The organism is Streptomyces hilarionis, assembly GCF_024539675.1.
Classification (GTDB): domain Bacteria; phylum Actinomycetota; class Actinomycetes; order Streptomycetales; family Streptomycetaceae; genus Streptomyces; species Streptomyces hilarionis.
The window spans coordinates 21,072-30,837 of record NZ_JAHHIT010000114.1 but is presented as its reverse complement, the minus strand read 5'-3'; the positions used below and the strand labels follow the sequence as shown (position 1 = coordinate 30,837).

The 9,766-nt window shown below is 74.0% G+C and carries 9 protein-coding genes; 6 read left to right on the top strand and 3 right to left on the bottom strand.

The features are described from left to right. The first annotated feature begins 60 nt into the window (after positions 1 to 60). The 3 genes from KMS84_RS26135 (at position 61) to KMS84_RS26125 (ending at position 2,840) form a co-directional block, all read left to right on the top strand. Positions 61 to 1,389: a M20/M25/M40 family metallo-hydrolase gene (locus tag KMS84_RS26135; RefSeq protein ID WP_256918902.1), complete on the top strand. Its 1,329-nt coding sequence runs from the start codon at positions 61 to 63 to the stop codon at positions 1,387 to 1,389. Positions 1,390 to 1,567: 178 nt separating this feature from the next. Continuing rightward, the gene (gene chpH, locus KMS84_RS26130; RefSeq protein ID WP_069773519.1) at positions 1,568 to 1,801 is read left to right on the top strand and encodes a chaplin ChpH; all 234 of its coding nucleotides are present in this window, start codon (positions 1,568 to 1,570) and stop codon (positions 1,799 to 1,801) included. 181 nt (positions 1,802 to 1,982) lie between these two features. Further along, on the top strand, positions 1,983 to 2,840 hold the full coding sequence (locus KMS84_RS26125) for a chaplin (protein WP_256918901.1): 858 nt from the start codon (positions 1,983 to 1,985) through the stop codon (positions 2,838 to 2,840). A gap of 69 nt (positions 2,841 to 2,909) precedes the next feature. Here the strand turns inward: KMS84_RS26125 and KMS84_RS26120 are convergent, their stop codons facing one another. After that, positions 2,910 to 3,098, bottom strand: a complete 189-nt coding sequence (locus KMS84_RS26120) for a DUF5703 family protein (protein ID WP_014671721.1) — start codon at positions 3,096 to 3,098, stop codon at positions 2,910 to 2,912. Positions 3,099 to 3,145: 47 nt separating this feature from the next. Here KMS84_RS26120 and KMS84_RS26115 point away from each other — a divergent pair, with 47 nt between their 5' ends. Next, complete coding sequence (locus KMS84_RS26115) at positions 3,146 to 3,823, top strand: hypothetical protein (RefSeq protein ID WP_256918900.1); 678 nt, start codon at positions 3,146 to 3,148, stop codon at positions 3,821 to 3,823. 94 nt (positions 3,824 to 3,917) lie between these two features. Here the strand turns inward: KMS84_RS26115 and KMS84_RS26110 are convergent, their stop codons facing one another. Together KMS84_RS26110 and KMS84_RS26105 are read right to left on the bottom strand one after the other, a co-directional pair. Next, the gene (locus KMS84_RS26110) at positions 3,918 to 6,410 is read right to left on the bottom strand and encodes a helix-hairpin-helix domain-containing protein (protein WP_256918899.1); all 2,493 of its coding nucleotides are present in this window, start codon (positions 6,408 to 6,410) and stop codon (positions 3,918 to 3,920) included. Continuing rightward, positions 6,407 to 7,393, bottom strand: a complete 987-nt coding sequence (locus KMS84_RS26105; protein WP_256918898.1) for an aldo/keto reductase — start codon at positions 7,391 to 7,393, stop codon at positions 6,407 to 6,409. Before KMS84_RS26105 ends, KMS84_RS26110 begins: the two co-directional genes overlap by 4 nt. Positions 7,394 to 7,593: 200 nt before the next feature. Between KMS84_RS26105 and KMS84_RS26100 the strand changes: the two genes are divergently transcribed. Beyond that, on the top strand, positions 7,594 to 8,649 hold the full coding sequence (locus KMS84_RS26100; RefSeq protein WP_256918897.1) for an LLM class F420-dependent oxidoreductase: 1,056 nt from the start codon (positions 7,594 to 7,596) through the stop codon (positions 8,647 to 8,649). A gap of 320 nt (positions 8,650 to 8,969) precedes the next feature. Then, positions 8,970 to 9,758, top strand: a complete 789-nt coding sequence (locus KMS84_RS26095; protein ID WP_256918896.1) for a ferritin-like domain-containing protein — start codon at positions 8,970 to 8,972, stop codon at positions 9,756 to 9,758. Positions 9,759 to 9,766 lie beyond the last annotated feature (8 nt).

The window sequence follows — 9,766 nt, the reverse complement described above, 5'->3', positions numbered from 1 at the left end:
GGCCCCGGGGAGGGGGAGGATGAGGGGGACCCACCAGCAGTGACAGCGGGAGGAACCAGCGTGAGCGCGACGGACGACACGGCCAGGGGCGTCACCGGCGAGGACGAGGTCGTGGACCTCTGCCGCGAGCTGATCCGGTTCGACACCAGCAACTACGGCGACCACTCGGGCCCGGGTGAACGCAAGGCGGCCGAGTGGGTCGCCGAGAAGCTCGCCGAGGTGGGCCTGGAGCCGGAGATCTTCGAGTCCCACCCCGGCCGCGCCTCCACGGTGGCCCGTATCGCGGGCGAGGACCCGTCGAGGCCCGCCCTGCTCATCCACGGTCACCTCGACGTCGTCCCGGCCAACGCGGCCGACTGGACCCACCACCCCTTCTCGGGCGAGGTCGCCGACGGCTGCGTGTGGGGCCGGGGCGCGGTCGACATGAAGGACATGGACGCGATGACGCTGGCCGTCGTCCGCGACCGGCTGCGCTCCGGGCGCCGGCCCCCGCGTGACATCGTGCTGGCCTTCCTCGCCGACGAGGAGGCCGGCGGCACGTACGGAGCACGCCACCTCGTCGACCACCACCGCCACCTGTTCGACGGCGTCACCGAGGCGATCAGCGAGGTGGGCGGGTTCTCGTTCACGGTGAGCGAGGAGCGCCGGCTCTACCTGATCCAGACGGCCGAGAAGGGCATGCACTGGATGAAGCTGACCGTGGCCGGCACCGCCGGGCACGGCTCGATGATCCACCGGGACAACGCCATCACCGAGCTGTCCGAGGCCGTCGCGCGGCTCGGCCGGCACACGTTCCCCGTGCGCGTCACCAAGACGACCCGGGCCTTCCTCGACGAGCTCGGCGACGCGCTGGGCACCCCGCTGGACCCCGAGGACATGCAGTCGACGCTGGCCCGCCTCGGCGGCATCGCCAAGCTGATCGGCGCGACCCTGAGCAACACCGCCAACCCGACCCAGCTGGGCGCCGGCTACAAGGTGAACGTCATCCCGGGCGAGGCCACCGCGCATGTCGACGGGCGGTTCCTCCCCGGGCACGAGGACGAGTTCCTGGCCGACCTCGACCGGATCCTCGGCCCGAACGTGCGCCGCGAGGACGTGCACTCCGACAAGGCGCTGGAGACGTCCTTCGACGGGGCGCTGGTCGAGGCGATGCAGTCCTCGCTGCTCGCCGAGGACCCGACGGCGAAGGCCGTGCCGTACATGCTCTCGGGCGGTACCGACGCCAAGTCCTTCGACGACCTCGGCATCCGCGGGTTCGGCTTCGCCCCGCTCAAGCTGCCGCCGGAGCTCGACTTCGCCGGGATGTTCCACGGCGTCGACGAGCGCGTGCCGGTGGACGGGCTGAAGTTCGGCGTGCGCGTGCTGGACCGCTTCATCGACGCCTCCTGAGATGTCCGGGTGAAACGACCTTTGCCGGACTTCGACCGGGCCGGAAAAATCGGCCGCGTGTACGGACGCGACTGGGAAGGGTGAATGCGCCGATAAACTCGTAGCCTCATTAATTCCGCCTCGTTACTGGTGACATGCGATCCGCTGCTTGGGGTCGCTTTGCCAACAAGGAGGAATAATGATCAAGAAGGTCGTCGCTGCTGCGGCTGCCACTGGTGGGCTGGTTCTCGCGGGTGCGGGCCTCGCCGTCGCCGACGCCGGTGCCCAGGGTGCCGCGGTGGGCTCCCCGGGTGTGGTGTCCGGCAACGTCATCCAGGTTCCCGTGCATGTCCCGGTGAACGTCTGCGGCAACACGATCTCGGTGATCGGGCTGCTGAACCCCGCCTTCGGCAACACCTGCGTCAACGACTGACGTCGACCCGCTGAGGGGTCGTCCACACCGTCGGCCCCGGAGCGCACCCCATGCGCTCCGGGGCCGACCGGTCTTTTCCCGAAGGAAAGGCCGAAGACTTCGAAAATCCCGAACAAATCGAACAGCTGCAATGATGCGAGCGATTCGGGACGCGGACGAAATGGAAAGCAGGGATTCAGCAATGCGACAGGTCACCCGCAAAAGCCTCATGACCGTGGCGGCGGCAACGGGGGTGATCGCCGCCGCCGGCGGCTACGCCCACGCCGACGCCGGCGCGAACGGCTACGCCACCGACTCGCCCGGCGTCCTGTCCGGCAACTCGGTGCAGGCGCCGGTCAACGTTCCCGTCAACGTGTGCGGCAACACCGTCGACGTCGTCGGGGCGCTCAACCCCACCTTCGGCAACTCCTGCGCCAACAAGGGCGGCGGCGCCCCCTCGCGCGGATACGGCGAGCACCGGGGCGGCGGCCACACCGGCAGCCATGGCGGGAACCACGCCGGAGGTCACCACGGCGGCCACAACGGAGGTCACGGCGGCGGCCACGCGGGTGGGCACGGCGGCCACGGCGGCTCCGGCGCGCAGAGCGGCTCCGGCGGCGCGCACGCGGGCGGCCACACCGGCGGGTCGCCGGGCGTCGGCTCCGGCAACCACGTCCAGGCGCCGATCGACGTGCCGGTGAACGTGTGCGGCAACAGCGTCGACGTCGTCGGGATCCTCAACCCGAGCTTCGGCAACGACTGCGCCAACGACAGCGGCATGCACACGCCGCCGTCCCGGGGCCACGAGACCCCCGGCAAGCCCGGTGGCCACGACCACGGCAAGCCGGGCGAGTCCAGCCCGTCGCACCCCGGCGGCGTGCCGTCCACCCCCGGGCACGTGACGCCGGTCGGCGCCTCCTCCGTCCACCGGCCCGCCGCCCACGCCGCGCAGCTCGCGCACACGGGCAGCGAGATGCCGATGGGTCTCGTCCTGCCGGTCGGCGCCGGCGCGCTGCTCGCGGGAGCGGTGCTCTACCGCAAGGCGCGTCCCTCCGCGTAGGCCGCGGGGGCGCCCACGACGGAGCGGGCCCCGCGTCGGCGGGGCCCGCTCCGTTCTGCGTCCGTCACCTCACCATGTGGCACGCACCTGGCGGATGATCCGCCGGCGCAACCGCACCCTGCGGCTGCCGTCACGCAGCAGGCTCAGGCGGTCCAACTCCCAGTGTCCGTACTCGGCATGGTCGGTCAGCAGTCGCGTCGCCTCCTTGCGGGAGACCCCGCGCGGCACGTAGACGTCGACGAATTCGTATTCCGGCATCGCATCTATTGTGCGGGCTGGGGCCCGGTACGGATAGCGTCTGCACTATGTCTGATGCTGCGCAGCCCACCGCTGCCGAGGTACGCGCCGCCGCCGAGGCGGTCAAGACCGCGCTCGACCGCCACCTGGCCGCGGTCGAACGCAGGACGGGAGAGGACGACCCGGCTGTCAACGAGGCGTTCAACGAACTGGCCGCGGCCGCCGAGGTGTACGACGAACTGCTGTACGACCGATACGACGAGGTCACGCCCTTCGAGATTCCGGGCGCGGAGGACTCCCTGCCGCCCTACGCGGGGCCCGAGGAGCCGAACGCGCTGAGCGTGCTCATCCGCCGCGACTACGCCGTCGCCGCGCCGCAGCGGCTGCTGGCGCAGGCCCAGCGGGTGGAGGCGGCGGACGAGGACGCCGTGGAGGGCGAGGTCGCGAGCACGGTGCACGGTGCGCTGGGCATCCTGTTCGGCGAGTTCGAAGCGGACGAGATCGCCTCCCGGCACAAGGAGTTCGGCCTGGAGGAGGGCGACTCCACGCTGTGGGTGCTGGCCGCGGACGAGGCGGCCGAGCCGGGGGAGTGGCTCGAGGCGCCGTTCGACGACGCCGACCCCGGGCGTGTGGTCTGCCGGTTCGACGTGAGCGCGGTCTTCGACGAGCTCGACGACGACACCGACGACGACCTGGCGGACGACGTCGAGGACGAGGAACTGGAGACGCTGGACGCGGACCGCTAGCCGACGCGCCCGCGAAGGCGCGCGTCGGGACGACCCGCGTCGGACGGCGGCGGTCGCGAGGGGGTTCCTCCCCTCGCGACCGCCGCCGTCCGTGCTAGCGCGCCGTCGGGAGCTGGGTGCGCAGCAGCGCCGGCAGGCGGGTCGTCCGCGGTTTCGCCTGCGCCTCGGCGACCGCTCGGGGCAGGGCCTGCTCCACACCGTGCACCACGGACAGATGGCGCTCCGCCCGGCCGAAGGCCGTGTACACCCAGGGGCGGGACAGGGCCTGCGCCGCGTCACCGGGCAGCACGACGACCGCCGCCGCCCACCGGCTGCCCACCGCCTGGTGCGCGGTGAGCGCCCACCCGTGCCGCACGGTCTGCTCCACCCGCTCCCTCGGGACGACCACGGAGACGTCCGCGCAGGTCAGGTGCAGCCCCTCGGCGTCGGCCGTCACCACCCGGCCCGTCACCGTGCGGCCCGGCGCGGGGGAGTGGGCGATCCGGTCGCCGGGGTCGAATCCGCCGAAGCGGCCGGGGCCGGGATTGAGCCGTTCTTTGAGCGCGGCGTTGAGCGCCCGGGTGCCGGCCGCGCCCCCGTGCCCCGGGGTGATCACCACCGCTTCGTCGGACGTGATCCCGAAAGCGCGCGGCACCGAGTCGGCGAGGAGCTGCACGGTGCGGTGCACGGCCTCGCCCGCGTCGCGCACCGGCACGATCACGATCTCCTTGCCCGGCGCGTCCACCTGGTTCAGCTCGCCGATCCCGACGCCCGAGACGAGTTCGCCCAGCGGACCGGGGTCGGGGACGCGCGAGGCGACCTGCGGGCAGGCCCGCGCCGCGACGAGGTCGGCGAAGACCCGGCCGGGCCCCGCCGACCACAGCACCGCCGGGTCGCCGCTGAGCACCAGCCGGGCCCCGTCCGGCAGGGACTCGACCAGCATCGCGGCGCTCTCCACGTCCAGCTGCGGCGCGTCGAGCAGGATCAGCAGGTCGAGCGCGAAGGCCCCCTCGCCGTCCCGGCCGGGACCCTCGGCGCCGGAGAGGAGACCGGGGACGGTCACCACCGCGCCGTCCGCCGCCGCCTCGCCCAGGAGGGCCGCGAACCGGCGCCGGCCGTCGGGGGTGTGACAGGCGGCGACGGCCCGCAGCCCGAGCCCGCGGACCGCCGTGAGCAGCGCGGCGGGTTCGGCACGGGCGGCCTCGCCCCCGGTGTGCAGCACCAGGCCGTGTCCGGCCACGGCGCGGATCAGCTCCGCGCCGCTGCCGGACGCGGCGGCGGCCGCCGGCTCCCACGCCCCGGACGCCTCCTTGGCCAGGGAGTTGACCACGCGCGCCAGGGCGTCGGCCAGGCTCTCCTCGGCGAGCGCGTACCGCTCCAGGCCGACCAGGACGCGGACCGGTCCGCTCTCCTCGCCCTCGCGGCCGTCCTCGCCCTGCTCGCCCCGTTCGCCCCGTTCACCCTGCCCGTCCTGAGCGCCTGGCGCATCGTGCGTCCCCGGTGCGCCCGCCCGGCCCGGCGCGGTGTCCGCCGCCGACCGGTCCGCCGCGGGCGAGTCCAGGGCGTCCTGGAAGGCCAGCGCCTCTCCCTCGGCCAGGGCGTTCTGCACGGCCGCGTCCGCGTCCGGCACCCCCTGCCGGGCGAGAGCGGCGGTGAGCGTGGGCAGCTCCAGCGCGGTGTGCCCGGCCAGCGCGGCCTGCTCCAGCAGCCAGACCGTCACGGCGCGGCCGCGCCGCTCGTCACCGGGGGCGCACTCGGGGCCGAGCAACGCCCGCGCGAACCCGTCGGCCTGCTCGGGGCGCACCCCGGGGACGCGCAGCAACTGCCACGGATCCTCCCGCAGGACGTCCTCGGCGGCCTCGCCCAGCACGACGGCGGCCTGCGACGCGAGGGCCTCGGGCGCGCCGCCGGCGGCCAGCACGCGCCGCACCCCCTCGACGGCGTCGGCCGCGGGGGCCGGGGGAAGGGCCTCGGCGGTCGCGGGCCGCGGCCGCCGGACCGGCTCGGGCGCGGGGCGGCGCGGGGCGGCTTCCGCGCCGAAGACCGTGGCCGGGGGCGTGGCCCCGCCCTCCACCGCACGCACCGCCGCCAGCAGGTCGGCGGCCTTCCCGCTGAGCTTGGCCCCGGCGGCGATGGGCGCCGCCTTCTCGGCCTTGCGCCGCTCGATCCGCTCCCGCTCCAGCTTCTGCGCGGCGAGTTCGGCCTGTGCCTCGGAGAGCTGCGCGGCGGCCTCCGCCGCGTCGGCCCCGGCGGCCGCGGCCGCGGCAGCCTCGCCGTCGCTGCTGTCGCTCCCGCTCCCGTCGTCGGCGACGGAGGAGGCGGAGGCTTCCGTGTCGGTGCCCGCGGCTTCGGCGTCGTCCGCGGGCACTCCCGCGGCCGCGCGGTCGGGCCGGTCGTCCGGACGGTCGCCGGAGGGAACGTCGGGGCGGTCCGGTCGGGCCTCGGTCGGGTCCCCGGCGGCGTCCGCCCCGGGGTGCGTGTCCTCGGCGGCGGCCGGGCCGGGCTGTGCCGGAGCAGGGGTGGCCGGCGTCCCGGGCTCCTCGGCGGCGTCCGGCCCCGCCGTCGTGGCGTTCTCCGTGCTCTGCGGGGATTCCGGCTCCGTGCTCACAGCGTGCTCCAGTCGTGATCGGGATAGCGGTGCACGGGCGCCGACACGTCGTCGAGGGCCCGGCAGATCTCGTCAGGAAGACTAAGCGCCTCCACTGACAAAGCCGCCGTGAGCTGCTGCGCGTTGCGCGCGCCGACGATGGGGGCGGCCACGCCGGGCCGGTCGCGGACCCAGGCCAGGGCGACCTGGAGGGGAGTCACCGCCAGTCCGTCCGCCGCGGTCGCCACGGCGTCGACGATGCGGCTCGCGGTGTCGTCGAGGTAGGGCTCGACGAACCGTGCGAAGTGGTCCGAGGCGCCGCGCGAGTCGGGCGGCAGCGCGTCGCCCCGGTACTTGCCCGTGAGGACGCCCCGGCCGAGCGGGGAGGAGGGCAGCAGGCCGACGCCCAGGTCGAGCGCGGCCGGCAGCACCTCGCGCTCGATGCCCCGTTGCAGCAGCGAGTACTCCATCTGCGTCGCCGCCAGTCGCGTCCGGGCGCCCGGCGCGGCGAGCTGCCAGGCGGCCGCCTTGGCCAGCTGCCAGCCGCAGAAGTTGGAGACGCCCGCGTACCGGGCGCGCCCGCTGGAGACGGCGATGTCGAGAGCCTGAAGAGTCTCCTCCAGCGGCGTGTCCGGGTCGAAGGCGTGCACCTGCCAGATGTCGACATGGTCCGTGCCCAGCCGGGAGAGGGAGGCGTCGAGCGCGGCGAGCAGATGACCCCGCGAGCCGTCGTAGCGCCGGTCGGGGTCGGGCACGCTCCCCGCCTTCGTCGAGATGACCAGGTCCCGGCGCGGCACCAGCCCTTCCATGAGCCGCCCGAGCAGGTACTCGGCGTCCCCGTCGCCGTACACGTCGGCCGTGTCGACGAGGGTCCCGCCCGCCTCCCAGAACGTCTTCATGACGTCCGCGGCGTCGTGCTCGTCGGTGTCGCGTCCCCAGGTGAGGGTGCCGAGCCCGATGCGGGACACGCGCAGGCCGGTGCGGCCGAGATGCCTCTGCTCCATGGACGCCGAGATTACTGGCCAGAACTGGGCAGTGGGTTGCCTGTGGACAACCGGATCCGGGGACGGGGAAACGGGTTCCGCGCAGGCAGCGACGCCGGCGCCGGTCCGCGCGACCCTCGCCACACCGCACTCCCGGGCCCACGCCCCCCGCGCTAAGGTCTGCGCAACAGCGTCGTTACTGATGAGTAAGGGGATCGGCCATGCAGCTCGGGATCAACCTCGGCTACTGGGGTGCCGGAATGGACGGCGACAACCTCGCCGTCGCCCAGGAGGCCGACCGCCTCGGGTACGCCGTCTGCTGGGCCGCCGAGGCCTACGGTTCGGACGCGGCCACCGTGCTGACCTGGGTCGCCGCCCAGACCGAGCGCATCGACGTCGGCTCGGCCATCTTCCAGATCCCCGCGCGGCAGCCCGCCATGACCGCCATGACCGCCGCCACGCTCGACTCGCTCTCCGGCGGCCGCTTCCGCCTCGGCCTCGGCGTCTCCGGGCCGCAGGTCTCCGAGGGCTGGTACGGCGTCAAGTTCGACAAGCCGCTCGCCCGCACCCGCGAGTACGTCGAGATCGTCCGCAAGGCGATGACGCGCGAGCGGCTGTCGTACGAGGGCGAGCACTGGACGCTGCCGCTGCCGGACGGCCCGGGCAAGCCGATCAAGCTGACCGTGCACCCGGAGCGCGAGCACATCCCGCTGTACATCGCGGCGATCGGCCCGAAGAACCTGGAGCAGACCGGCGAGATCGCCGACGGCGCGCTGCTCATCTTCCCCTCCGCCGACCACCTGGAGGACACCGCGATCAGGCACCTGCGGGCCGGACGCGAGAAGGCGGGCAAGACCCTGGACGGCTTCGACGTCTGCCCGACGCTGCCGCTGGCGCTCGGCGAGGACAAGGACGTCGAGCGGCTCGCCGACACCTTCCGCCCCTACACCGCGCTCTACGTCGGCGGCATGGGCAGCCGCAAGCAGAACTTCTACAACCAGCTCGCGCAGCGGATGGGGTACGAGGCGGCGGCCGCCGAGATCCAGGACAAGTACCTGTCCGGCGACAAGCAGGGAGCGGCGGCCGCGGTGCCCCACGAGCTGATCGACCGCACCACGCTGCTCGGCTCGGTGGAGCGCATCGCCGACCGGATGAAGGCCTACGCGGCCGCCGGCGTCACCACCCTCACCCTGGCCCCGGCGGGCTTCGCCCTGGAGGAGCGGCTCGCCTCGCTGCGGGCGGGCGTGCAGGCCGCGGAGCTGGCCGGCCTGGCGTAACCCGACGCAGGAAGCCCGCGCGGAGCATCACGCGGAGGAAGCCCGCGCGGAGCGACGCGCGAGCGCGTCGCGCGGAAGGATTTCAGCGGCCGTGGTGGGGGCTCGGGGGTCTTCCCCGCCACGGCCGTCACGGAGAACAACGCGCCGCGCGACGCGCGGTTACGCCCTCCGGACGACGGCCCGCATCCCTCTTTCGGCCGAGTCCGCCGACACTGCTGTTGCAGCGCCCGACGGCCCGCACTTGACTCGTTCCTTGCGGAACCTTGCGGAACCCGGCGACATGTTGCGGAATCCTGCGCAGTGCGGAGAGGGGCCCCACGATGCTTTCGGCCAAGAGTCTGTTCCAGGAGATCATCGACGACGACGCGTCCTTCGCCCTCTTCTGCTCCATCGCGGCCGGCGGCGAGTCGCAGGGAGGCTGGGAGAACGCCCGGATCGCCGCGCTCGTCCCGCCGGATGAACGACGACTCGCCCCCAGGATCGCCCGGCACGGCGCCGACGAGGACAAACACGGGCGGATCTTCCGCGCGCTGATGCGCAGGCGCGGCCTCGAGCCGGTGCCGGTTCCGCCCGACACCGACTACACGATGCTCCTGGAGCGCGGCGGCATCGGCCTGTCCCACGACCGCCTCCGGGGCGAACGGCCCCTGACCGTGGCGGACCTCGTCACGTACCTGTCCCACAGCCGGGTCACGGAACAGCGCGCCGCCGAACAGATGGCCCTGCTGCGCAGGCACTTCGCCGACCACCCCGACATCGGCCGCGCGGTCAGGATGATCGCCGACGACGAGGACAACCACCTGGCCTACTGCCACGAGGAGCTGCTGCGCCTCGCCCGCGCGGGGCACGGCGCCGCCATCCAGCGGACCCTGCGCGCGTGCGCGCTCGCCGAGATCCGCGTCTACCGCGACGTGAGCCTGGCCGTCATGGCCCACATGGGCCGCATCCTGGGCTGGTCCAGGGCGCGCGCGGTCCTCCTCGCGGCGGGCATCCACGCCGTGTACGCGTGGGAGCGGTTCGCCGGCTGGCGGCGGATGGTCTCCCTGGCGACGCCCGCACGCCGCGACCCGCTCGGGGGCCCCGCGACCACGGCCCCCGAGTACGCCTGAGCCGCCCC

Coding starts and splice junctions, on each gene's coding strand:
- chpH (WP_069773519.1), top strand. CDS start 1,568: ATGATCAAGAAGGTCGTCGCTGCTGCGGCTGCCACTGGTGGGCTGGTT.
- KMS84_RS26125 (WP_256918901.1), top strand. CDS start 1,983: ATGCGACAGGTCACCCGCAAAAGCCTCATGACCGTGGCGGCGGCAACG.
- KMS84_RS26120 (WP_014671721.1), bottom strand. CDS start 3,098: ATGCCGGAATACGAATTCGTCGACGTCTACGTGCCGCGCGGGGTCTCC.
- KMS84_RS26115 (WP_256918900.1), top strand. CDS start 3,146: ATGTCTGATGCTGCGCAGCCCACCGCTGCCGAGGTACGCGCCGCCGCC.
- KMS84_RS26105 (WP_256918898.1), bottom strand. CDS start 7,393: ATGGAGCAGAGGCATCTCGGCCGCACCGGCCTGCGCGTGTCCCGCATC.
- KMS84_RS26100 (WP_256918897.1), top strand. CDS start 7,594: ATGCAGCTCGGGATCAACCTCGGCTACTGGGGTGCCGGAATGGACGGC.
- KMS84_RS26095 (WP_256918896.1), top strand. CDS start 8,970: ATGCTTTCGGCCAAGAGTCTGTTCCAGGAGATCATCGACGACGACGCG.